Annotated in this window: 19 protein-coding genes; 8 read left to right on the top strand and 11 right to left on the bottom strand. The window is 68.6% G+C overall.

The features are described from left to right. Positions 1-48: 48 nt before the first annotated feature. From ACXDF8_RS14030 to ACXDF8_RS14020, 3 genes are read right to left on the bottom strand one after another with little or no spacing between them, the layout of a single operon-like run. Positions 49-1,272 carry an alpha/beta hydrolase fold domain-containing protein gene (locus ACXDF8_RS14030; RefSeq protein ID WP_457223872.1) on the bottom strand — a complete coding sequence of 408 codons (1,224 nt, stop codon included), beginning with the start codon at positions 1,270-1,272 and terminating at the stop codon, positions 49-51. A 41-nt stretch (positions 1,273-1,313) separates the two neighbouring features. Continuing rightward, the gene (locus tag ACXDF8_RS14025) at positions 1,314-2,339 is read right to left on the bottom strand and encodes an alcohol dehydrogenase catalytic domain-containing protein (protein ID WP_457223871.1); all 1,026 of its coding nucleotides are present in this window, start codon (positions 2,337-2,339) and stop codon (positions 1,314-1,316) included. Positions 2,340-2,349: 10 nt separating this feature from the next. After that, positions 2,350-4,293, bottom strand: coding sequence for a flavin-containing monooxygenase (locus ACXDF8_RS14020; RefSeq protein ID WP_457223870.1), 1,944 nt, complete (start codon positions 4,291-4,293; stop codon positions 2,350-2,352). Positions 4,294-4,430: 137 nt separating this feature from the next. Here ACXDF8_RS14020 and ACXDF8_RS14015 point away from each other — a divergent pair, with 137 nt between their 5' ends. The 4 genes from ACXDF8_RS14015 (at position 4,431) to ACXDF8_RS14000 (ending at position 8,956) form a co-directional block, all read left to right on the top strand. After that, positions 4,431-5,321 carry an alpha/beta hydrolase gene (locus tag ACXDF8_RS14015; protein WP_457223965.1) on the top strand — a complete coding sequence of 297 codons (891 nt, stop codon included), beginning with the start codon at positions 4,431-4,433 and terminating at the stop codon, positions 5,319-5,321. Positions 5,322-5,327: 6 nt separating this feature from the next. Continuing rightward, positions 5,328-6,428 carry an acyl-CoA dehydrogenase family protein gene (locus ACXDF8_RS14010; RefSeq protein WP_457223869.1) on the top strand — a complete coding sequence of 367 codons (1,101 nt, stop codon included), beginning with the start codon at positions 5,328-5,330 and terminating at the stop codon, positions 6,426-6,428. Next, positions 6,422-7,588: an acyl-CoA dehydrogenase family protein gene (locus tag ACXDF8_RS14005; RefSeq protein WP_457223868.1), complete on the top strand. Its 1,167-nt coding sequence runs from the start codon at positions 6,422-6,424 to the stop codon at positions 7,586-7,588. Before ACXDF8_RS14010 ends, ACXDF8_RS14005 begins: the two co-directional genes overlap by 7 nt. 465 nt (positions 7,589-8,053) lie before the next feature. After that, positions 8,054-8,956, top strand: a complete 903-nt coding sequence (locus ACXDF8_RS14000; RefSeq protein ID WP_457223867.1) for a hypothetical protein — start codon at positions 8,054-8,056, stop codon at positions 8,954-8,956. Between the two features lie 68 nt (positions 8,957-9,024). Here ACXDF8_RS14000 and ACXDF8_RS13995 read toward each other — a convergent pair whose 3' ends face one another. The 3 genes from ACXDF8_RS13995 to ACXDF8_RS13985 all read right to left on the bottom strand — a co-directional run bounded on the left by ACXDF8_RS13995 (position 9,025) and on the right by ACXDF8_RS13985 (position 12,573). Next, positions 9,025-10,323 (bottom strand): amidohydrolase family protein, encoded by a 1,299-nt coding sequence (locus tag ACXDF8_RS13995; RefSeq protein WP_457223866.1) that lies wholly within the window; start codon positions 10,321-10,323, stop codon positions 9,025-9,027. Beyond that, positions 10,317-11,498, bottom strand: a complete 1,182-nt coding sequence (locus ACXDF8_RS13990; RefSeq protein WP_457223865.1) for a CoA transferase — start codon at positions 11,496-11,498, stop codon at positions 10,317-10,319. Before ACXDF8_RS13990 ends, ACXDF8_RS13995 begins: the two co-directional genes overlap by 7 nt. 61 nt (positions 11,499-11,559) lie before the next feature. Continuing rightward, entirely contained in the window at positions 11,560-12,573 is a 1,014-nt protein-coding gene (locus ACXDF8_RS13985; protein WP_457223864.1) for a MaoC family dehydratase, read from the bottom strand. A gap of 80 nt (positions 12,574-12,653) precedes the next feature. On the opposite strand from ACXDF8_RS13985, the gene ACXDF8_RS13980 reads away from it, so the two are divergent. Both ACXDF8_RS13980 and ACXDF8_RS13975 read left to right on the top strand, forming a co-directional pair. Then, a complete protein-coding gene (locus ACXDF8_RS13980; RefSeq protein ID WP_457223863.1) occupies positions 12,654-13,811 on the top strand; it encodes an acyl-CoA dehydrogenase family protein in 1,158 nt (385 codons plus the stop codon). Between the two features lie 5 nt (positions 13,812-13,816). Next, positions 13,817-14,539 (top strand): GntR family transcriptional regulator, encoded by a 723-nt coding sequence (locus ACXDF8_RS13975; RefSeq protein ID WP_457223964.1) that lies wholly within the window; start codon positions 13,817-13,819, stop codon positions 14,537-14,539. Between the two features lie 8 nt (positions 14,540-14,547). Here the strand turns inward: ACXDF8_RS13975 and ACXDF8_RS13970 are convergent, their stop codons facing one another. The 5 genes from ACXDF8_RS13970 to ACXDF8_RS13950 form a co-directional block, all read right to left on the bottom strand. Continuing rightward, positions 14,548-15,486, bottom strand: a complete 939-nt coding sequence (locus tag ACXDF8_RS13970; RefSeq protein WP_457223862.1) for an enoyl-CoA hydratase/isomerase family protein — start codon at positions 15,484-15,486, stop codon at positions 14,548-14,550. Between the two features lie 17 nt (positions 15,487-15,503). Beyond that, positions 15,504-17,042, bottom strand: a complete 1,539-nt coding sequence (gene fadD4 / locus ACXDF8_RS13965; RefSeq protein ID WP_457223861.1) for a fatty-acid--CoA ligase FadD4 — start codon at positions 17,040-17,042, stop codon at positions 15,504-15,506. 240 nt (positions 17,043-17,282) lie between these two features. Then, entirely contained in the window at positions 17,283-19,106 is a 1,824-nt protein-coding gene (locus ACXDF8_RS13960; RefSeq protein WP_457223860.1) for a phosphoenolpyruvate carboxykinase (GTP), read from the bottom strand. Between the two features lie 173 nt (positions 19,107-19,279). Further along, complete coding sequence (locus ACXDF8_RS13955; RefSeq protein WP_457223859.1) at positions 19,280-20,710, bottom strand: hypothetical protein; 1,431 nt, start codon at positions 20,708-20,710, stop codon at positions 19,280-19,282. Next, the gene (locus ACXDF8_RS13950) at positions 20,707-21,729 is read right to left on the bottom strand and encodes a hypothetical protein (RefSeq protein ID WP_457223858.1); all 1,023 of its coding nucleotides are present in this window, start codon (positions 21,727-21,729) and stop codon (positions 20,707-20,709) included. The genes ACXDF8_RS13955 and ACXDF8_RS13950 overlap by 4 nt, the downstream gene beginning before the upstream one ends. Before the next feature lie 93 nt (positions 21,730-21,822). Here ACXDF8_RS13950 and trmB point away from each other — a divergent pair, with 93 nt between their 5' ends. After that, positions 21,823-22,596, top strand: coding sequence for a tRNA (guanosine(46)-N7)-methyltransferase TrmB (gene trmB / locus ACXDF8_RS13945; protein WP_457223857.1), 774 nt, complete (start codon positions 21,823-21,825; stop codon positions 22,594-22,596). Then, complete coding sequence (locus ACXDF8_RS13940) at positions 22,593-23,282, top strand: NYN domain-containing protein (RefSeq protein ID WP_457223856.1); 690 nt, start codon at positions 22,593-22,595, stop codon at positions 23,280-23,282. The genes trmB and ACXDF8_RS13940 overlap by 4 nt, the downstream gene beginning before the upstream one ends. Positions 23,283-23,294: the final 12 nt, after the last annotated feature.

The raw sequence follows: 23,294 nt of genomic DNA, 5'->3' as shown, positions 1-23,294 counted from the left end.
CTTTTCACGGCGGCACCTCCCTATCGGGACCCTACAGCCGGCCTGGACTCAGATGACCTCTTTGGCCGACGACACGGCCCGGTCGCGGTGGATCTGGGTGAGGAACAATCCGATCGCGGTGGCCACCGACCCGGTGCGCGCACCGTCGATCATGTCGAAACCGTGCCCGGCACCGGGTAATTCGGCGTAGCTGACGGGTGATCGGGATACCGAACTCAGCTGGTCGACGAAACTGCGGGCCTGTTCGACCGGGATGACGCTGTCACCGGAGCCGTGCACCACCAGGAACGGCGGCGCATCGGGGTGGATGCGCGCGATTGGGGACGCCTTGCGGAACACCTCACCGTGGCGATCCTGGCGCTTGTTGACCACGACGCGTTCGAGGAAGTCGACGAAGCGGGCGCGTTCGGTGGTCGAGCGGTCTTCCCAGTCGTAGCGGCCGTAGATGCCCACCACGGCGTCGATGGAGGTGTCCGAGCCCTCCGGAAGGTGCGCTTGGTACTCCGGGTCGTCGATGGTCAGTCCGGCCAGCGCGGCCAGGTGGCCACCGGCCGAACAGCCGGCCACCGCAACGAAATTACGGTCGCCGCCGAACCGGTCGACGTTGGCGCGGGCCCAGGCGATGGCCGCCTTGACGTCGTGGATGTGGCGCGGCCAGCGGTGGTGTGGGGCGACCCGGTAATCGATCGACAGGCAGACCCAACCCATGTCGGCCAGGTGCGACATCAGCGCGTACCCCTGCAGGATCCTGCTGCCGTGCACCCACGCCCCGCCCGGGACGAACAGCAGCACCGGCGCCGGCTCGGCAGGCAGATCCTTGCGTCGCCAGACGTCGAGCTGCTGGGTCGGGTGGTCGCCGTAGCGGACCGAGCCCCGATACAGGTTCTTGCGGTGTTCGAGGGCTTTCCACACCGGCGGCGTCCGGTCCGGGGCAGGCCACTCGATGTCGAGATCCTCCGGCGCGACGACCCCGCGCAGCGCGGCCTCGGACACCGCGTTGGTGCTCTCGCGTTGAGTCTTGCGGATCTCACCGGAGCCGGGCTGCAGTAGAGACCGGGCGGCCGCACCGACGAAGTCGGGCAGGTGTCGCGTTCCCCACACGCTCATGGCAGTGGCCGCACCAAGCGGCTCCAGGTGCCGCCCGATGACGGGCAACTGGGCGGTGGCCACACTCACCGCGAGCAGATAGTCGGCGGGCGTGGCCTCCAGCAACCAGCGGGCGCGTGTCCACATGGTGGGTCCGGGGTACCGGACATCCGGTCGGGCCGTCATTGCGCGAGCGTACCCCCGAGACGGGTCGGTGTGACGCAAATTCACGGTGTGAGCAGAACTTTCACGTGTTCACCCGATCGCGAGGCGACGGCGGCGTACCCGTCGGCGGCCTGCGCGAGCGGCAGCGTGGTGGTGAAGATGCCCGACATGTCGAGACGGCCGTTCTGCAGCAGCGGGATCAGTTCCGGCCAGGTCTGCTGCACCGGCGCGGTCGTCATGCGCAGGGTGAGGCTGCGAAGCAGCGCCGTCAGCGCGGGGAACGGGTACGGGTCGAGGTTGTGCACCCCGACCACCGAGACGGTGCCGCCCGCCCGCACGGTAGCCAGCGAGTCGTTCAGCGAGGTGTCGTTGCCGACCGCGTCGATCACCGCGTCGGCGCCAACGCCACCAGTCGCCTCCATGACCGCCTGCGCCGCAGGCGCATCGATCGGGGTGCCACCGAACCCGGCCGCACGATCCCGGCGGGCCGCGACGGGGTCGACGGCGAATACCCTTGCCGCACCGAGGAACAGCGCGCTGCGCAGCGCGCACAGTCCCACCGCGCCCAGTCCGATGACCACCGCGGTGCCGCCGACCGGAATGTCGGCGCGTTTGGCGGCCGCCCACCCGGTAGCCAGATTGTCGGTCAGCAGCAGGGCCGCTTCGGTGCCGATGTTCTCCGGCATCTTCAGCAGCTGGAAATCCGCGGCCGGGACGGCCAACAGTTCGGCCTGCGCCCCGCCCAGCACCCCCGAACCGAAGATCTGCGGCCCCGACGTGCACCGGATGGGGTCGTGGGTGGCGCAGCCAGCACAGGAGCCGCAGCCGGCCACCGAAGAGACCAGCACTTGGTCGCCCACCTCGACGGTGTGCACCTGCGGTCCCGCCTCGACCACGGTGCCGATGGCCTCGTGGCCCAGCGACACCGGTGCGAACAGCGGGTAGTCGCCGTCGTAGAAGTGCAGGTCCGAACCGCAGATCGCGGCCGCGGTCACCGCGACGATCGCCCCGTCCGGTCCGGGCAGCACCGGGTCGGGCCAGTTGTCGACCCGCACCGTCCCTGGTGTGTCGATCAGCACCGCACGCATACGCCCGCCCTCACTCCCCTTTGGTCACAACGAAATCGGACCAGTCCGGTTCGCGCACCAGGTTCCAGTACACCGGCAGCCGCCACGGGCTGACGGTGTGGATCTCGCCGTCGGCGTTCTTGAAGTACGAATGCTCGATCGACGGGTGCGACCACACCATGGTGGCGATCTCGGCCTGATGGCGCCGGTGCCAGTGCGCGGTGGCCTCGGCGGTCGGCTCGATCGCCGACCAGTCGTTGGCGACCAGCTCGGCCAGGCAGGAGTTGATGTAGCGCATCTGCAACTCGGAGTTGAAGATCAGGCTGCCGCCATGGGCCAGGTGGTTACCGGGCCCGTAGAGCATGAAGAAATTCGGGAATCCGGGCACGGTGATACCCAGGTGGGCCGCCGGCCGCTGTCCCCACATCGCGCGCAGGTCCGCGCCGTCGCGGCCGGTGATCGCCATCGGGAAGAGCACCTCGGTGGCGCGGAAACCGGTCGCGTAGACGATGACGTCCACCTCATGGCTGGTGCCGTCGGCGGTGACGACCGCGTGCTCGGTAATGCGTTCGATCGGGGTGCGGACCAGCTCGACATCGTCGCGACGCAGTGTCTTCAGCCAGGTTCCGTTGTCCTGCAACGTGCGTTTGCCCGTCGCGGGATAGTCCGGGAGCACCTTGTCCAGCAGCTCCTGATCGTCACCGACCTGGGTGGTGATCCAGTCGGTGAACATGATCCGGGCGATGGCGTTGATCTCGCTGACCGCATAGTTCGGATCGTCGGGGTGGGCGTAATCCGGGTCGACGCGGGCCGCTTCCAGACCCTTGTCGGCGCCCGGCCACATCACCAGGAAGCGGTACCACCTGCCGTAATACGGCAGGTGGTCCATCGCCCAGCGCACCCCGTCGGGAACGCTGTCGTGGTACATCGGGTTGGGGAACATCCACTGCGCGGTGCGCTGGAACACGGTCAGGTGCGCCACGCGGTCGGCGATGGCGGGGGCGATCTGGAAACCGCTGGCGCCCGCGCCGATCAGGGCGACCCGCTTGCCGGTCAGGTCCACGGAGTGGTCCCAGGCGGCGGAGTGAAACGCCGGCCCGGTGAACTCCGCAGCACCGGGGATATCGGGAATGGCGGGCCGGTTCAGCTGACCGACGGCGGTGATGACCGCCCTGGCGCGGATGGTCGACTCGGCGCCGTCGGAGGCACGCACCCGCACCTGCCACGCGCTGTCGTCGTCGCTCCATTGCGCGGCGATCACCTCGGTGCGCCACCGGACGTCCTCGCCGAGTTCATGTTTGGCCAGGACGGACTCGAAGTAGGTGCGCAGCTCGGGCTGCTCGGCGAAGTAGTGCGACCAGTTGTTGCTGGGTTCGAAGCTGTAGCAGTAGAAGTGATTGGCGACGTCGACCCGGGCGCCGGGATAGCTATTCTCCCACCATGTTCCGCCTGGTCCGGCGTTCTTCTCGATGATGGTGAACGGAATATTGGCCTGCTTGAGTCGGATTCCGGCAAGCAGCCCGGATTCGCCGCACCCGATGACGACGACGGGGAAATCCGCGGCCGCGTCGGGATCCAGGGCGGTCGGGCGGCGTGGGTCGACGCCCTCGAGATCCATCTCTTCGAGCACCATGGGCCGGTATTCGTCGTCGACGGGCTCACACGCCGCCCAGTCGAGCATCTCCGCGATCAGCTCCGGGCTCAGCGCGACAGGTCCCAGGCAGCCGCGGTCGCGGTAGTCGGCGATCACCGGAAGTGCGGCGGCGCGGGCCTTGGCCTTGTCCTCCTCGGACATGAAGCCCTGCACCTCGTTGAGGAACACGCCGTTTTGGCGGAATTCGCGGATGAAGCGCGGATCGCCGGTGATGTGCACCAGCGAGAGCAGCAGGGTCGGGATGCTGACCTGTTCCAGCGCGGTGGCGATCTCCTCGTCGGAAGACGTGAACGGCCGGCCCACATAGGGATTGGGCGTCACAGGTGCTTTCCTCTCCGCGGACCGATAATTACGCTACGCATCGTTCCGTAATAGCGGACCTTACGATACTGACGGTGCCGTTGCCGAGCAAGGCCCCGCGGCACTGGCCGGGACTACAGCTGGGCATACTGGGCCACGTGGCCGCGACCGACATCCATCCCGAACTGCGCAAAGCCGCCCGATTCGTCCCTCGCGCACTGATCTCGGCATGGACGCTGCCGATGCTGCGTCGGCTGACCGCGCTGGCCCGGGCCAAATCCGACGGGGTCGAGGTGCTGACCCTGCCGAGCGGGGTCGGGGTGCGCCTGTACCGCCCCGCCGGAGCGAGCGGACCTACCCCTGGCCTGGTGTGGATCCACGGCGGCGGATACGTGTTGGGAACCGCGGCCCAGGACGACGCGCTGTGCCGCCGGTTCGTCGAGCGGCTCCAGATCACGGTGGCCTCCGTCGACTACCGGCTGGCACCCGAGCACCCGTACCCGGCTCCGCTGGAGGACTGCTACACGGTGCTGCGGTGGCTGGCCGGCCTGCCGGGGGTCGACGGGGATCGGGTCGCGATCGGCGGGGCCAGCGCCGGCGGCGGCCTGGCCGCTGCGCTGGCGCTGCTGGCCCGCGACCGCGGCGAGGTGCAACCGGTGTTCCAGGTGCTGGTGTATCCCATGCTCGACGACCGCAGTGTGGGCCGCCATCTCGACGATCCCGGCCACCGGTTATGGAACGCCACCAGCAACCGGTTCGGCTGGACGTCCTATCTCGGCGGTGCCGACCCGGCGCTGGCGGTGCCGGCGCGGCGCAGCGATCTGGCGGGGTTGCCGCCGGCCTGGCTCGGCGTCGGCACCCTGGACCTCTTCCACGACGAAGACCTCGCGTACGCCGCCCGGCTTCAGGAAGCCGCCGTGCCGTGCGAGGTACACGTGGTGCCGGGAGCGTTCCACGGCTTCGACGGCATCGCCCCGAAGGCCGACGTCTCGACGGCGTTCTTCGACAGTCAGTGCGCAAGCCTGCGCCCGCATCTGTTCAGGAGCTGATCAGCGATGTCCGCGGTCCTGACCACCCAGCAGCGCGATCTGGCCGGCGCCGTCGCCGACCTGCTGGCCAAGCGCTCGCCGGAGGCCGAGGTGCGCCGGCTGATGGCCGGCGACACCGGTTACGACCCGGCGGTGTGGGCCGAACTCGCGGCGATGGGCGTCGTCGGGCTGCTGATCCCCGACGAGCTCGGCGGTTCGGGCGCCGGATTGACCGAAGCCGCAGTGGTGATGGAGGCGATGGGACGGTCACTGCTGTGCGCCCCATACCTGTCGACGCTATTCAGCACGAATCTGCTTCTGGCACTCGATGATCCGGCCGAACAAGCCGAGGCCCTGCCACGTATCGCCGCCGGCGAGCTGATTGCCACCGTCGCCCATGCGGAACCGGGCGCGATTCGGCCCGCCACGGTGGCCACCGCCGCATGCGCCGACGGACAGCGGTGGCTGTTGTCCGGCACCAAGGCCCATGTGCTGGACGCGGGGATCGCCCAGCGGTTCTACGTGACCGCCGCCGACGGTGTGTTCGCGGTCGAATCCGACGCTCCCGGCCTCGAGGTCACCGCGCTCAACACCGTCGACCAGACCCGCAAGCAGGGCCGCCTCACGCTGGCCGACACCCCGGCCAAGCTGGTGGGCTCCGTCGGCGCTGCGCGCACAGCGCTCGAGGACGCACTGGACCGAACCTCGGTCGCCCTGCTCGGCGAGCAGGCCGGCGGCGCGATGCACGCGATGCGGATGGCCGTCGACTACGCCAAGACCCGCCTGCAGTTCGGCCGCGCGATCGGCAGCTTCCAGGCGGTCAAGCACATGTGCGCCGACATGCTGCTCGAGGCCGAGTCGGCACTGTCGGCGGCGCGTCACGTCGCCGCCGCCTTCGACGCCGGTGAACCCGACCGCGTGATGGATCTCGCTCTGGCGCAGGCGTTCTGCTCCGAAGCGTTCGTGACGGTGGCGGCCACCATGATCCAGGTGCACGGCGGCATCGGCTTCACCTGGGAACACCCGGCGCACCTGTACCTGCGGCGCGCCCGCACCGACGCCCAACTGTTCGGCGATCCGGCCTGGCACCGGGAACGCTACGTGCAACTCCGGGAGGCGCAGTGCTGAACGACGACTCGTTGCGCGACGAGGTCCGCAGCTGGCTGTCCGCCAACTGGGATCCCGCCATGGACCGGTCCACTTGGGCACAGCTGGTGTTCGACGCCGGCTGGGCGGTGCCCAGTTGGGAGCCGCAGTGGTGGGGACGGGGCTGCAGCGACGCTCAATCACGCATTGTGGCAGCCGAATTCGCCGCAGCGGGGGCCCCGGGAACCGGCCATGACCGGGCCAACCTGTTCGCCTGCACCCTGCACGACCTGGGGACCGACGAGCAGAAGCGGCGCCTGATCCCGCCGTCGATCCGCGGCGAGACCAAATGGTGCCTGCTGTATTCCGAGCCCGGTGCCGGCTCCGATCTGGCTGGGCTGCGCACCCGTGCCGATCGCGACGGCGACGACTGGGTGATCAACGGGCAGAAGGTGTGGACCTCGTTCGCCAAGACGGCGGACTACGGCCTGCTGGTAGCGCGGACCGATTGGGATGTGCCCAAGCACAACGGGATCAGCTTCTTCATGTTCCCCATGCGCCAGGCCGGGGTCGAGGTGCGCCCGATCCACCAGATCACCGGTGAGTCGGAGTTCAACGAGGTGTTCATCTCCGACGCCCGGGTTCCCGACACCAACCTCGTCGGTGAGCCGGGCGGTGGCTGGTCGGTGTTGCAGGTGGCGCTGGCCTACGAGCGGCGGTTGATGGGCGATCTGGCTCGCACATCGCGCGCGGCGCGTAAACCGCAGAAGGATTCCGACAGCATGGTCGGAATGGCCCGCGCCGCGGGAACTCTCGGCGATGGATTCGTCCGCCAGGAGATCGCTCGCGTCGAGGCGTACGCGGCGGTGAACCGGTGGAACACCCAGCGGGCCAAGGCGACTCCTGACCGAACAGAGGCCGCCACGCTGCTGGCGTTGGGCAAGATTGCGATGTCGCGGATCCTGCACGAGACGGCCAGGGTGCAGACCGAGATCATCGGTGCGGAGGCGATGCTGTGCGGTCCGGACAACCCGGTCGGCGACGCGGTGACCTTCCGGACGCTGAATGCCTATTTCACCTCGATCGGCGGCGGCACCGACCAGATCCAGCGCAACATCGTCGGAGAACGTGTCCTGGGTCTTCCGAAAGAGCCTGAGCCGTACCGCAATACGCCATTCCGCGAGCTACCGACCAGTTCCTGATTGAAAGCGGGACGCCAAATTTCGCAAATGTCAACGACATAACTCAATCGGGCGCATACCGTGCGGGTTCGGACTGGTTGAGCTACCCGGTTCGGCGATGTTCCGTTGCACCACAGTGCACCAGGAATCTCACAGCAATCCATACGGAATTACTTAGTTGAAACTTATGCTGTTCTAAGTCTGCATTCAGCTTACCTCCGTGCTGATACCTGAAGAGTTCACGGCCTAGGAGTGGATGCTGTGTTGAGACATAACGGAAGAAAGCTGGAATCCGTTGGCACCAGCCAATTGGTGCTGCGTGCGGGATTATGTGCTCTCGGGGCGGCCGCGTTTGGCGTCATGGCGATGGGGTCCTCGGCGCCGGCCAAAGCGGATGGGTGCGTGGCCCTCGGAACGATAAACCTTCACTCGGGGAATTCGCACTGCACCGCTACGGGTACGTTGTCCCTCGCGGTGGCCTGGGGCGTGGGAAGTGTCGCGACCGCGGCAGGCAACGGGGACCTGGCCTTGGCCGTCGGGGTGAACAGCAAGGCCGATGCCGAGAGCGGCATCGCCGACGTGGCCCTGGCTCTCGGCAATGGCACCGACGCCAGCACCGCCGACACGAACTCCCCCAGTACGACCGGAAACTTCAACTTGGCCAGCGCAATCGGCGCGGGTGACTCGGCATCAGCCTATGACGGCAACTTCAACCGAGCCACCGCCATCGGCGGCTACCAGAGCTCGGCCAACGCCTACGACGGCACCCACAACGTGGCCATCAACGCACTCACCGCTGGCGACGTAACCGGATCCCAGGCCTCCTCGGGCAGCGGCAACTTCGCGCTCAATCTCCTGAGTCTTGGCAGCTACAGCGAGGCGCAGGCTAGCAACGGCAACGGCAACGCGGCGCTGCAATTCCTCACCGGCGGCTATGAACCGTATACATATGCGGTTCAAGGCAATCACAACCTGGCGATCCTCGGCTTCGCCGGCGGCGACGAACCGTCATCGACCGCCTCGGGTGGAAACGGCAACGTCGCAGTCGCCACGGGAACCAACGCCGAGGCGGACGCATCCGACGGCAATTCCAACCAGGCCTTGGCCGCCGGCGCCGGCACCAGCGCAACTGCCGTGACCGGCAACCACAACCGTGCGGTTGGTCTCGGCACCGGCAATCTGGTTTACGCCAACCACGGTGACGGCAACCACGCCACCGCGATCGGCTACCAGAACACCGCAAACGCCGGCGATGAGAGCGGCACGGGCCCGGTGTCCAGCCACAACACCGCAACCGCGGTCGGCAATCTCAACTCCGCCACCGCGGGTCCCGGTAATAGCAACAAGGTTCGGGCGGTCGGGAACGGCAAGGTCGTGCACAAGCCCTGATCCGGCGCTTGCCGACCACCGCGGAGCCCCTCGTGCGTAGGCACGGGGGGCTCCGTGGCCGCCGGCCATCAGTTCCTGAGGTGAAGATGCCCATCGACGATGGCGGCGCGCACCAACTCGGCGTCGAGGGCATCGAGCACGTCGGCCGGTGGAGCAGCCAGGACACACAGGTGACCAGGCTGGCCGGCCGCCACCGTTCGTGGCAGGTCGGGGTGCTCGGCGCTGCCGGTGAACATCGCCAGAGCCGTTGTGGCCGAGACTCGTTCACCGGTGTTGAGGACCGCGCCGCTCCCCGTGGTCCGGTGGACGGCCGCGCGCATCGCTGCCCACGGATCGGAACCGCCGAACGGGAAGTCGGTCGAGAGAGCCACCCGAACACCGGCCTGCCGCAACGACGCCAGCCGCCACAGGGCCGGCAGATCCTCGGGTTCGACGTCGCAGAGATATTGATCGCCGCGCTCCGCGACGAAGTTCGGCTGGGTCACTACCAAGACGCCGAGTTCGGCGAGCTGGGCGATGCCGTCTTCGGGTACCACCGCGGCATGCTCGATGCGGTCGCCCGGGTGAGTGCCGGCGGCGCGCAACGCTGCGAGGGTGACGACCAGCTGCGGGGCGGTCACGCAATGCACGGCGACAGGACGGCGCTCGGCGTGTGTAGCCGCGATCCACGCGATGAGCTCGTCGAGGTCGAGCGCATCATCGTGCAGAATGCGCTTTCCCGGCGCCAGCCAGTGCACCCGTTGGTGCAGGCCCCCGTGCCGGTGTTCCTCGGTGAGGGTGACGATGTCATCGGCGCCCAGATCCGGCGTGGCGTCGGTGACACCGGTGACGCCGCATTGGAGGAGCCGGCGGCTCACCTCGGCCAGGGACGTATCGCGGCGGGCGACCGCGTCCGACCAGTTGTCGTAGCTGCGCAGTCTGCCGTCGGGATGGTCAGGCAGACCCACGGCGGCCAGGCCCGCCGAGTTGAGGTACCACAGCACGCCACTGCGATGCTGAATCCGTACCGGCACAGCGGGACTGAGGGTGTCGAGCAGCTGCCGGTCTAACGGTCCGGCTCCGGATTCGTGGTAACCGACCGCGCGGACCCATCCGTCGTCGCCAATCTGGGCCTGACCGAGCACCTGGGCGAGCTGATCGCGACCGTGGACCACGGCGGGCCCGACATGAACGGAATCCAACGCCGCCGCCGCTGCGCGCAGATGAACATGGTGATCGTGCAGTCCAGGTATGACCGCGCCACCGGCGGCGTCGAATATCGTCTCGGCGGTACGCGGGCTCAGTTCACCGGCGATCTCCTCGATCGTCTCACCCACCCTGATGTCGACGAGGCGACCGTCCAGGAGCCGGGCCCGCTGAATCAGCATGGCACCGAGCAGCGTTGAGCAACAAGGGCTTCCACAGCAGCATTGTCGGCTCCCAGGGCCGCGGCGGCCGGGGTGGGCGGCGGCGGTTTCGGCAGCGCCGGCGGTGTCAGCGACGGCGACGCCTCCGTCGGCAACGCCGCATAGGTCGCGGCGACATCGGCCATCACCACGTCGATGGTCTCCCCACCGCCGCACCGCAGTGAATTCGTCACGGCAAGAGCCGATTCCATGCCGGTGAGCGGATCGGCGATCGCGTCGGCGCAGAACACCGGTCCGGTGCAACTGAAACCGACCAATCCACCCGCCACCGCTGCGTCATCGCCGAACGCGACACGCGCTGAGCTAGAACCGTGGCCGGTCACCCGTAACCACACCCGCCCGTCGCGGCCGGATAGCGCATCCGAGCTCAGGCCGCGACGGCCCAGCACGCCGGGCCGGGAGCCTTCGATCACGACGTCGGCGACGGCCAGCAGCGCCCGTAGGCGCTCGCGATCCCGGTCGAAATCCACGGCATAGGAGAGCTTGTCGTGATTGATCCAGTCGAAGAAGGCGGCGTCACCTGCTCGCGTGCCGTCCGGGCGGGACGGGCTTTCCACTTTGACGACGATGGCACCGGCATCCGCGAGCAGCCGGCCACACAGCGGACCCGCCCACATCGACGACAGATCGACCACCAGCAGTCCCTTCGGGGTGCGGGGTGAGGTCGGGCGGCCGCAGGCGCGCACCTGTGGCGGCGCGGGCCGGGCCTCACCAAGAAGGGCGGCAGGCAGGTCCAGCAGTACCGCGCGGTGGAGCACCTCGTCACCCGGTAGCTGAGCGGACCAGTGTTCGATCGTGGGCCACGGGTCGTCGGGCACGGCGTCTTCGACAAGGGCGGGCACGGCGTCGAGGTCGTCGGCGCGGGACAGGGTCAGCGCCCACCAGCCGTCCCGGGTCGGCATCAACCGGGTGGCGCGGCCGGCCGAGATACGCCCCCGCCGGCGCAGGCCGAGCAGCGCGGCCCGGCCGGTCAGGAGGGTTCCGGCGTCGACGGGCCGCCCAAGGCCTACGGTGAGGTCGGCGGCGACGGCATCAACCCGGCTCAGTACCGCCGCGCGGGAGTAATCGGGCGCTTCGGGCAACCCGGTCAGCCAGGCCAGGCCGCTGGCCGCCCACCGCTCGCCGGAGTCGCTCATTGGACCATTGTCGCCCGCACCGCGCCGGCGTCACTGTGCGGGCGCGGCGGCGCCGGCGGCACTAGAAATGCAGGGCGGTGAACCGCCAGTCCAGCACCTGGCGATCCTCGCCCTCGTCGGCGACGGCGTAGACCAGGGACCGCAACCTCAGCACCCCGCCTCGCTCGCCGGTAAGCGGGTCGGCCGCCTCCACGTGCAACTCGCTGTAGAGGGTGTCGCCTTCCTGTACCGGACCGGTGTGATCGCAGGACTGCCAGCCCAGCACGGTCACCAGATTGGGCAGCAGCTGGCAGGCCTGGGCCAGTGCCAGCCCGATAGTGTGCCCGCCGTAGACCAGACGGCGTCCTCCGACACGCGAATCATGATGGGTGGCAGCAATGTTCAGCGTGAGCCGGGCCAGTTCCGGGGCGGAGCTGACCACATCGCCTGTACTGCGCAATACCGACCCGGCGATATCGGGATAGAAGTGCGGTCCCGGTACCCGCTCCCGGAAGGCGGCGGCGTCCCAGTCCGAGGTCGGGTCCGGCGCCGCGGCGAGATCGACACCGATCGCGGACAGGTCGTCGGCATGGCCGGTGTCGCCGGCACCGGGGCTCAGCGGCACCATCGCGCAGCGGTAGAAGTCAAGGACGAGCCGGCCCACCTGGTCGATGGTGGTCATCCGCAACGCGGCCATACCTGTCGGCGCGCGGCCGGGTTTGGCGCTGTTCTGGCGAAGACCCACCACCTCGGTTCGGGTGAACAACGTGTCACCCACGACGGGATACCGGTGGAAGGTGAGCCCCCGATAGAACAGGTTGGCCTTGACCCGCTGGGTGGCCAGGGTGCTCTGGCCGATCGCGACATCGCACACCAGGCCCGGGTTGACCAGCGGCGCGGTGCTGCCGAGCACGGCATGGGCCAGCTCGGCGTCCAGCGCGAGTCGCATGCGGTCCCCGAGGATCGCCTGGTGGGTCGCCGCGGCGCCGGAAGTCAGGGTCATCGACGGCGCCCAGTCGAAGACCTGGCCGACGACCAAATCGTCGAAGTAGGGGCCGCCCGATTCGCCTCCACCAATATGGCCGTACAAAGTCACGGCGGATATCCTGGCCGTTCGCGTAACGTCATGTCAACAGCGCCAGAATGGCCGTACATTTCGACGATGGGAGCGCGACCGTGATCACCGAGCTAAACGACGAAGAGACGATGCTCGTGGCGACGGTCCGGGCGTTCGTCGATCGCGACGTCAAGCCGGCGGTGCGCGATGTCGAGCACGCGAACACCTATCCCGAAGAGTGGATCGAGCAGATGAAGCGGATCGGCATCTTCGGGTTGGCGATCAGCGAGCAGCACGGCGGGACACCGGTGTCGATGCCGTGCTACGTGGAGGTCACCCAGGAATTGGCCCGCGGCTGGATGAGTCTGGCCGGTGCGATGGGCGGGCACACGGTGGTGGCCAAGCTCATCGAGACGTTCGGCACCGAGGAGCAGAAGGGTGCCTATCTGCCGGCAATGGCCACCGGACAGCTGCGCGCGACGATGGCGCTGACCGAGCCCGGCGGCGGCTCGGATCTGCAGAGCATGACCACCGTCGCCCGGGCCGACGACGGCCACCTGGTGCTCAACGGGGCGAAGACGTGGATCACCAACGCCCGCCGCTCCGGGCTGATCGCCCTGCTGTGCAAAACCGATCCGCACGCGACGCCGCGGCACAAGGGCATCTCGGTGGTGCTCGTCGAATCGCCACTGCCCGGCCTGGCGATCTCGCGGGACCTGCCCAAGCTCGGTTACAAGGGCGTCGAATCCTGCGAGCTGTCCTTCGAGAACTGCCGGGTGCCGGCGTCGGCGATCCTCGGCGGGGAGCCCGGTCGCGGGTTCGCGCAGATGATGAAGGGCCTCGAGACCGGACGCATCCAGGTGGCCTCGCGTGCCCTCGGGGTGGCGAGCGCGGCGCTGGAGGACGCGCTGGCCTACGCCCAGGAGCGGGAGAGCTTCGGCCAGCCGATCTGGAAGCACCAGTCGATCGGAAACTACCTGGCCGACATGGCCACCAAGTTGACCGCGGCCCGTCAGCTCACCCGCTATGCCGCCGAGCGGTATGACAGCGGCGAGCGCTGTGACATGGAGGCCGGCATGGCCAAACTGTTCGCCTCGGAGACCGCGATGGAGATCGCCCTCAACGCCGTGCGCATCCACGGCGGCTACGGCTACTCCACCGAATACGACGTCGAGCGCTACTTCCGTGATGCACCGCTGATGATCGTCGGTGAGGGTACCAACGAGATCCAGCGCAATGTCATCGCCGGGCAGCTGGTGTCCCGCGGAGGCATTTGATGCCGATGAAACCCGAACCCGCGTATCACGTTCTGCAGCAACGGCTTCGCGATCAGATCGCGGCGGGCGCCTACCCGGACGGTGTCCGGTTGCCGACCGAATCCGAGCTGGTCGCCGAATACGGGTTGTCACGCCAGACGGTACGACGGGCCTTCCAGGACCTGGTGGCCCAGGGCGTCGTCTACCGGGTGCCGGGACGCGGCACCTACGCCCGTCGGCAACTCTACCTGCGTCAACTGGGCTCGATCGAGGATCTGATGAGCCTGTCCGAGGACACGACGATGGAAGTGCTGCAAGGCCTTTCGCGTCGCGTCGACGTCACGGCCGCGAGCCGGCTGCGACTTGACCTCGATGTGGTCTACACCGTGGTGTTCCGCCGCCTACACGACAGTGTCCCGTTCGTCGTCACCACCGTGCACCTGCCCGAGCCGGTGGCAGCGCGGGTGCTCGACTCTGTCGGCTTAGCGACCGGCGCAGTCGGCACCGACACCGCCATCGGCCTGCTGGAACCGCACCTGGACCGTCCGATCGCCGAAGCGGCGCAGTCGATCACGGTCGCCCCGGCCGACGATATGGTGGCCGCGGCAGTCGGGTGCGACCGGGGCCATCCGATGCTGCGCGTGGACCGACTGTACTCCGATACCGCAGGTGCGCCGGTCGAACTCGCCGTCAGCTATTTCCTGCCCGAGCAGTACACGTATCGCGTCACGCTGCGCCGCTCCGGCTGAGGCCGCAGCTAGGTAACCTCGTCGACCAGTCCCCAGGCGAGCGCCGTGGGCGCGTCGATGGCGCAACCGGACAGCACCAGATATGCGGTGCGCCAACGCCCGATGCGCCGGGTCACGCTCAGGGTTCCCCCGGCGCCTGGGATCAGACCCAGCGCCAGCTCGGGCAGGCCGATCACGGTCTGTGGGTGACAGCTCACCCACCCGCAGAAGGCCGCCATCTCCAGCCCGCTGCCGAGGGTCCGGCCGTGGATCTCCGCACGGCAGGTTCGGCCGAGCCGTCGCGTCAGCTCGTCGAGGGCGAGTGCGGGACTGTGTCGGGTCCGCGCCAGATGCGCCGCGGCAGGATCGGCGAAGGTCCCGAACTCACCCAGGTCTCCCCCGCTGCAGAACGACGGGCCGTTGCCACCCAGCACCACCTCGGTCACCGTGTCGTCGAGCAGCGCCACCGTGAGCGCCTCGAGCAACGCCGCCCGCGCGTCGGTGCTGAAGGCGTTGTGGCGGGCCGGCCGATTGAACCGGATCGCCAGCGTGCCGCCGTCTCGTTCGGCCACCACGGGGTCGGCGATGTCGGGCACCGTCGCCGGTCCACGCTCGGCGAGCCAGCGGGCGAACTCGGGGCCGGACTGCAGGGTCGAGTAGGCCAGCGATTCGGTGACGATGGCGGGCAGTGCCGGACCCGTGATGTCGACGGTGCGCAGTACGTCGTCGCACACGGCGCTGGCGTGTGGCCACTGCGAGCATCGTTCGGCCAGCTCGGCGACCGTGTCACTCACCGAATCGACCACGACGAACCGGCGATCCTCGTGTTGAGCTTCGGTGAGCGCGAATGTGGCTGTGTCGAGCCAGAATTCGGCCTCGGGACTGGAGGATTCACCGATCGCGACCACCACGCCTGGCGGCCCGGGCACGCCGATCGGTGGTGGATCGGCCAGGTCGACGACCAACATGACCGCGGGTGTGCGAATTAGCCGGCCACCGCCGGAGTCGAATACTTCACGATGAGTTCCTGCTTGTAGAGCTTGCCGGTGTCGGTCCGGGGCAGCTGCGGCTCGAACGAGATCGACCGGGGACACTTGTAGTGCGCCAACCGATCCCGCAACCACGCCGACAGCTCTTCGGCCAGTTCCTCGGAGGCTTCGGCGTGATCGACGAGCTGCACGACGCCCTTGACGCGCTGGCCCATCTCGTCGTCGGGAACACCGAAGACGGCGGCGTCCATCACTTTGGGATGGGTGACGAGTATGTTCTCGGCTTCCTGCGGGTAGATGTTCACCCCGCCGGAGATGATCATGTGGTGGCGGCGGTCGGTGAGATACAGGTAGCCCTCCTCGTCGAGGTAGCCGATGTCACCGACGGTCATCCAGCCCTTCGGGTGCCGCGAGGAGGCGGTCTTCTCGGCGTCGTTGAGGTACTCGAACGTGTTCTCGCTCTCGAAGTAGATCTCGCCGGGCTCGCCGGGCGGTACCTCGTTGCCCTCCTCGTCGAGGATGTGTAGGTTGCCCACCATCGGCTTGCCCACCGAGCCTGGGTGCGCCAGCCACTCCTCGGCACTGATCAGCGTGGAGCCGATGGCCTCGGAGGAGGCGTAGTACTCGTCGACGATCGGGCCCCACCAGTCGATCATCTGCTTCTTGACCTCGACCGGACAGGGGGCAGCCGCGTGCATCACGCGCTGCAGGCTGGACACGTCGTACGAGTTGCGCACTGTCTCGGACAGTTTCAGCATGCGGGTGAACATCACCGGCACGAACTGGCCGTGCGTGATCTGGTATCGCTGGATGGCGTCCAGGGTGCCCTCCGCGTCGAACTTCTCCATCACGACCACCGTGATGCCCGCGGCCTGCATCGTCATCGACCATACCGACGGGGCGGTGTGGTACAGCGGCGCGGGGCTGAGGTAGACCCCGTCGGGGTTCATCCAGAACGAGACCAGCATGGTCATCAGGCCAGGCGCCTCCGAGGGCGGCAGGTGCGGAAGCTCGCGCTTGATGCCCTTGGGCCGGCCGGTGGTCCCCGACGAGTACTGCAGCAGGTCGCCCTCGATCTCGTCGTCGATTGGGGTGTCCGGTTGATGGGCAACGCATTCGGGGTAACTCTGCCAGCCGTCCAGCCCACCGCCGGCGATCAACAGCAGCCCCGGCAGACCGTTGGGCAGGTGCTCGCCGAGGTGCTCGAGTACGGGCCGCAGCGCGGCGGACCCGACAATCGCCTTGGCCGCCGAGTTGTCGATGATGTAGGCCGCCTCGGCCGCGGTGAGGTGGGTGTTGATCGGCACGTAGTACAGCCCACTGCGGCGGGCTGCCCACATCACCGTGTGCATATGTTCGTTGTTCTCCATGAGGATGGCGACGGCGTCACCCTCGCGCAGACCGGCCTGGCGGAACAGGTGCGCCAGCTGGTTCGCCCGCGCTTCCATCTCACCGAAAGTGACGATCGTTCCGGACGGGTAAAGAATGACGGCGGGTTTGTCCGGGGTGGCCTCAGCATGCTCACGGATCTGCATGGGATGCACTGTACGACAGACCGAGTTGACAGCCGTCAACTAGGTCGATACCAGTCGCTGCGGCGAGCCCAGGCAGAGCCCGAAGATCAATGCACGTCGACGTCGACCTGGTTGCCGGTCGGGCGGGTTGCGGTGACGTCCACCAGGACAACCGTATCCGCGGTCGCATCCAGGCTCCCCGGCTCCGACGCGCGGAATGCTAGCGGCCGAGTCGGTCAGAGCGTTATCGGTGTGCGGTACTCAGGACTCGCCGAGACGCTGCTTGAGCGCTTCGAACTCGTCTTTGACCCCGGTGGGCAGCTTCTCGCCGATGAAGGAGAACCACTCCTCGATGAGCGGCAATTCCTCGCGCCACTCCTCGGGATTGACCTTGATCGCCTCGGCGACATCCGCCTCGTCGACGTCCAGGCCCGCCAGGTCCAGGTCGCCGACGCCCGGCACGGTGCCGATCGGCGTCGAGGCGCCGTTGGCCTTGCCCTCGACCCGCTCGATGATCCACTTCAGGACACGGCTGTTCTCGCCGAATCCGGGCCACAGGAACCGACCGTCGTCGCCGCGGCGGAACCAATTGACGAAGAAGATCTTGGGCAGCTGCGACTCGTCGGAGTTCTTGCCGATATCGATCCAGTGCTGCATGTAGTCGCCGACGTTGTAGCCCAGGAACGGCAGCATCGCCATCGGGTCGCGGCGCACCGTGCCGACCTTGCCCTCGGCCGCGGCGGTCTGCTCGCTGCCGAGCGTGGCGCCGATGAACACGCCGTGGTGCCAGTCGCGGGCCTGAGTCACCAGCGGAACCGTCGTCTTGCGACGGCCGCCGAAGAGGATCGCCGAGATCGGCACGCCCTGCGGGTCGTCCCACTCCGGCGCCAGCGTGGGGCACTGCGCCATCGGGGTGCAGTAGCGCGAGTTCGGATGGGCCGCCTTTTTATCGAGTCCAGGCTCCCAATCCTCGCCCAACCAGTCGATCAGGTGCTGCGGGTCGCCTTCCAGGCCCTCCCACCACACGCCGCCCTCGTCGGTCAGCGCGACGTTGGTGAACACCGTGTTGCCCGCGGCGATGGTGCGCATCGCGTTCGGGTTGGAGCTCCAGTTGGTGCCCGGCGCCACGCCGAAGAAGCCGAACTCCGGGTTGACCGCGTACAGCCGGCCGTCCTTGCCGAAGCGCATCCACGCGATGTCGTCACCGAGGGTCTCGGCACGCCAGCCGGGGATCGTCGGCTGCAGCATCGCCAGGTTGGTCTTGCCGCAGGCGGACGGGAACGCCGCAGCGACGTAGTAGGCCTTGTTCTCCGGGGAGATGAGCTTGAGAATCAGCATGTGCTCGGCGAGCCAGCCCTCGTCGTGCGCCATGGCCGAGGCGATGCGCAGCGAGTAGCACTTCTTGCCGAGCAGGGCGTTGCCGCCGTAGCCGGAGCCGTAGCTCCAGATCTCCCGGGTCTCGGGGAAATGGGTGATGTATTTAGTGTCGTTGCACGGCCACGGGACGTCTTGCTGGCCGTCCTCCAGCGGGGCGCCCAGGGAGTGCAGCGCCTTGACGAAGAAGCCGTCGTCGCCCATTTTCTCCAGCGCGGCCGCACCCATCCGGGTCATCGTGCGCATCGACACCACGACGTATTCGGAGTCGGTGATCTCCACGCCGAGCTTGGGGTCGTCGGCACCGAGCGGGCCCATGCAGAACGGCACCACATACATGGTCCGGCCGCGCATGCAGCCGCGGTACAGCTCGGTCATGAGGGCGCGCATCTCGGTCGGCGCCATCCAATTGTTGGTAGGGCCGGCGTCGATCTCACGCTCGGAGCAGATGAACGTCCGCGACTCGACGCGGGCCACGTCGGACGGGGCCGAGCGGGCGAGGTAGGAACTGGGCTCCTCGGAATCGCTGAGCGGGATGAAAGTTCCGGCGGCCACGAGCTGCTCGCAGAGCCGCTGGTATTCCTCTTCGGACCCGTCGGCGAACACGACGCGGTCGGGCTGCGTGAGTTCGGCGACCTCCTGGACCCAGGCCAGCAGGCCCTGATGCTTCGTGGGGGCGGTATCCAGACCTGGAATGGTCGCTGAAGTCATCGCTATCTCCTGCTTTTGTCTATTGCCAGGACGCAGGCCGGATTCCGCGCCGGCAACACGGTCCTCCCTGGAAAGTAGGTTAACGCGGGTGAGATACCCGCGGTTAATTGGGATTATGTCCGATGACTCACAGGAACGATTCAGAAAGCCTCAATTGCGGGCCATTAATCTGATTAATCGTCGCCGAGTTCGGCTCGCACCATTGTCAGTGCCCGGATAACGGCCGGCGCCCGCTCGTCGCGGACCGCGACCGCGCGGGTGTGTGCCACCGCATGCTCGCGCATCTCGCGATCGATGCGGGCCAGCAGATCGTCGGTGCGGGCCCGCTCCCGCACGTCCCGCTCGGCCGCGGCGGTGCTCAACGCCGACTCCGCGGCCAGCACGCGGGTGGCCACCCACTCCTCCATCGCGGTGCGCAAAGCAGTGGTCACTTCGGCCACCCATCGGTCGAGCACGGCGCGGTCGTGCAGGACGCCACGCACGGTGATCACCCACAGGGTCAGTGCCACCCCGACGACCGCGCAGCCGACCGCACCCGCCACCGCCCACTGCGGAGCGAGGTCGGCGAACAGCCGGCTCAGGGTCAGCGCGGCGCCCAGCCCGAAGCCCGCGCCGAGCAGCGTCATCAGCCGGATCTCCAACCGCCGCGAGTGCAGGGGCGCGGCGCTGACGATGACCGGCGGCGCCGGGTTCGCCGGCAGGCCGACCGGCAGGTCGAGCTCGCGCGCGACGTCGGCGAGGTCGCTGGCGATGCCGCTGCCGACGTCGTCGATGACCTCCTCGACGCGGCGCTCGACGTAAGCGGTGAAGGCACCGACTCGGCGGCGGGTCATGCCCGCCGCGTCCTCCTGCAGTTCGGCCCGCACCGAGGTGGCGCGATTGCGTGCGAAATACGACAGCTGAACGCGGGCCTGCTGCAGGCGGCTGCGCACCGCGATGCTCCGCTCGGACTTGGCGAGCCGGTATGCGGCCAGCGCGTCCGCACGCTGGTCTCGCAGCACCGCGATCCGCGCCTGGCGGCCCGCGCCCTCGACGTCACGGTCCAGCCGAGCAAGCATGCCCTCCAAGCGATATACCCACGCCCGCAATCGATTTCGACGGTCCAGCGCGTCGTCGGCGAGCGCGGCGTCAAGCACCTCGACCAGCTCGTCGCACTGTGGCGAGCCCAGGTCAGGGGCGGCCGCCGCGCCCGTCCACGGCACGCCGGCATACCGGCGATCGTGGTCGGCCAGCAGGGTCCGGTTGGCGTCGAGCACCTCCGGCCAGCTGCGGTGCACGTCGATCTTGGTGACCACCCCGACCACCACGTCGGTATCGGCGGCCGCGGCGTCGAGCAGCGCACAGTCCGATTCGGTCAGCGGTGCGGCCGCCGAGACCACGAACACGACGGCGACGGGCGCCTCCCCGGCAGCGAGGTCGGTGGCTTCGACGAAGCGGTGCGCAGGCCGACGTTGCCGCAGGGCCGCGACGACACTGCTGGTGCCGGCGAGCCAGGGCCCGACGACGAGCACCGCGTCGATGCGGGTGATCGCGGGCGGCGGCAGGCCGGGACCGATCTCCGCGACCGCGGCGTCGACGAGCTCGTCGCTACGGGCCTCAATCACGGTCGCAGCTCCATTGCCTCGGTGCGTTCCCACATCCGCAGCGACCCGCGTGCGATATCGGCACCACAGCGGGCATGCACCATCGACACGGGTCCGCGGGAGTAGCGCTGCCACACGACGGCGCGACGCAGGTGCGCCGCGGTGCTGTCGCCGCGATCGAATGTCATCCCGGCGGCCGCCACGACGGCGCCGGCGGCCGCCATCCGGGCAGCCACCACGTCGTCCCCGGCGAGGAAGTCGGCGACCTGGTCGTCATCGGCACCGGCGGCCGCCACCGCCGACAGGGCGCGGGTCAGGCGCTGGTAGCGCACCGGGGCAGCGGCCGCGGCGATCCCGTCCAGCGCGGCGTCGACCGCGCTGGCATCGCGCAAGGCGGCGATCACCCGATCCCGGTCGGCGCCGCCGCGCAACGCTCGCACCGCGTGGGCGATGCCGAACAGGTCGAGCGCGGCCAGCAGCCGCTGGCGGGTGGCGGCCGGGATCGGGTGCTCGCCGGCCACGAAGCGGCCGGTGGAACCCAGGTCGGCCGGATCGGCGGTCAGAATCCGCAGCGCGTCGAGCAAGGTCTCGTCCAAGACCGTGTCGTCCAGCGCGGCGGCGGCCGCCAGCGCAGCCAGCGGATACACCGGCGTACCCGTCATCTCCCGCAGCAGATGACAGCGCCTTGCCGCGGTGGCCAGCGGGCCGTCGCCGCCGAAGCCGGCCAGGTCGGCTTTGTTGAGGACGACGACGGTCGGGCGATCAACGGCGCTCAGCGCGCGCCGGTCCTCCGGTTTGAGGGTCTCGGCCACCACATAGACGTCGACGTCGGCTACGGCGCCGTCCGACGGCTCGACGATCGGCACACCCGCCCCGCGCAACGCACGCGCCACGGTGCGCCGGCCGCAACCGACCCGGCCGACCACCGCCACCCGAACCGGAGCGCAAAGCTCATCGACCACGCACAGCGTCGCGGGGTCGGCCAGCTGGGCAGCGATAGCGACGAGCCGGTCCACCAACTGCCCCACCACACCGCACATGCTGACATCCGGGGACCTGTGGCGCGAGCCACTACCAGGCAAAGGCAACTGTTGGGTATCAATCTGCACCACGGTGCGGGTACACCCTCTTGTATGAGCGACGATGGACGGATGCATGTGCAGCGCCACGGTGGCTCAGCCACGCCCGATGCCGGGTCGGCGCATCACCTGTATCCGCGGGTGACCAGCTTCCGTTCCCGCCGGTCGTCGCTGACCGAGGCGCAGCAGGAGATCTGGGACCGGCTGTGGCCGCAGCTGGGCACCCAAGCTCGTCCTTCCGTCGGGGAGGAGCAGGGGCAACCCGAGCTGCTGGACACCGTCGCGTGGTTCGGCCGGCAGGCTCCGGTGGTGCTGGAGATCGGCTGCGGAACCGGCACCTCGACCGTGGCCATGGCGCAAGATGAACCCGACATCGACGTGGTCGCCGCCGAGGTCTACCGCCGGGGCCTGGCCCAGCTGCTCGGTGCCGTCGACCGGACCGGCGTGACGAACATCCGGCTGGTCCGCGGCGACGGTGTCGACGTACTCGAGCGCATGTTCCCCACGAGCTCGCTGACCGGGGTCCGGGTATTCTTCCCCGATCCGTGGCCCAAGTCCCGCCATCACAAGCGCCGCCTGCTCAAGCCGACCAACATCGCGTTGATCGCCGACCGGCTGCGGCCCGGCGGCGTCCTGCACGCAGCGACCGACCACGCCGGCTACGCCGCCCAGATCGCGGAGGCCGGTGACGCCGAACCGCTGCTGCGCCGGGTCGAGCCGGGCGAGGATCTGCCGATCTCGGTGCAGCGCCCACCGACCAAATACGAGACCAAAGCCCGGCACGCGGGCAGCGCGGTGGCCGAACTGCTCTGGGTGCGCCGGCCATGAGCGTGGTGGACGACGCCGCGGCCGAGCCGCTGCTGCCCGAACCCGATGAGGCGGTGAGCCCCGCGGTTCAGCGGGTGCTGCTGGTCTGGGACGCGCCCAACCTGGATATGGGGCTGGGTTCGATCCTGGGTGGCCGCCCGACGGCCGCTCACCGGCCGCGTTTCGACGCCCTGGGTCGCTGGCTGTTGACCCGGACCGCCGAGTTGTCGGCCGGGCACCCGCAGGTGGCCGTCGAACCGGAGGCGACGGTGTTCACCAACATCGCTCCCGGCAGCGCCGACGTCGTCCGACCCTGGGTGGAGGCGCTGCGCAACGTCGGGTTCGCGGTGTTCGCCAAGCCGAAGATCGACGAGGACAGCGATGTCGACAGCGACATGCTGGCCCACATCGAGCTCCGCCGTTCCGAAGGGCTGGCGGCGGTGTTGGTGGCCTCCGCCGACGGGCAGGCGTTCCGCACCCCGCTGGAGGACATCGCCCGCACCGGCACCCCCACCTACGTGCTCGGATTTCGCGAACATGCCAGCTGGGCGTTAGCGTCGGATACCTTAGAGTTCGTCGACCTGGAGGACATTCCTGGTGTTTTCCGGGAGCCGCTGCCGCGAATCGGCCTAGATTCGCTACCAGAGCAGGGCGCTTGGCTGCAACCATTCAGGCCGCTGTCCTCACTACTGACATCGCGTGTCTGAGTCGGAGAACCG

The sequence above is a fragment of the Mycolicibacterium sp. CBM1 genome (assembly GCF_054073305.1).
This window is presented reverse-complemented; position numbering and strand designations above follow the sequence as displayed.

Coding starts and splice junctions, on each gene's coding strand:
- ACXDF8_RS14030 (WP_457223872.1), bottom strand. CDS start 1,272: ATGACGGCCCGACCGGATGTCCGGTACCCCGGACCCACCATGTGGACA.
- ACXDF8_RS14025 (WP_457223871.1), bottom strand. CDS start 2,339: ATGCGTGCGGTGCTGATCGACACACCAGGGACGGTGCGGGTCGACAAC.
- ACXDF8_RS14010 (WP_457223869.1), top strand. CDS start 5,328: ATGTCCGCGGTCCTGACCACCCAGCAGCGCGATCTGGCCGGCGCCGTC.
- ACXDF8_RS13995 (WP_457223866.1), bottom strand. CDS start 10,323: ATGCTGATTCAGCGGGCCCGGCTCCTGGACGGTCGCCTCGTCGACATC.
- ACXDF8_RS13990 (WP_457223865.1), bottom strand. CDS start 11,498: ATGAGCGACTCCGGCGAGCGGTGGGCGGCCAGCGGCCTGGCCTGGCTG.
- ACXDF8_RS13975 (WP_457223964.1), top strand. CDS start 13,817: ATGAAACCCGAACCCGCGTATCACGTTCTGCAGCAACGGCTTCGCGAT.
- ACXDF8_RS13970 (WP_457223862.1), bottom strand. CDS start 15,486: ATGTTGGTCGTCGACCTGGCCGATCCACCACCGATCGGCGTGCCCGGG.
- fadD4 (WP_457223861.1), bottom strand. CDS start 17,042: ATGCAGATCCGTGAGCATGCTGAGGCCACCCCGGACAAACCCGCCGTC.
- ACXDF8_RS13960 (WP_457223860.1), bottom strand. CDS start 19,106: ATGACTTCAGCGACCATTCCAGGTCTGGATACCGCCCCCACGAAGCAT.
- ACXDF8_RS13950 (WP_457223858.1), bottom strand. CDS start 21,729: ATGTGCGGTGTGGTGGGGCAGTTGGTGGACCGGCTCGTCGCTATCGCT.
- trmB (WP_457223857.1), top strand. CDS start 21,823: ATGAGCGACGATGGACGGATGCATGTGCAGCGCCACGGTGGCTCAGCC.
- ACXDF8_RS13940 (WP_457223856.1), top strand. CDS start 22,593: ATGAGCGTGGTGGACGACGCCGCGGCCGAGCCGCTGCTGCCCGAACCC.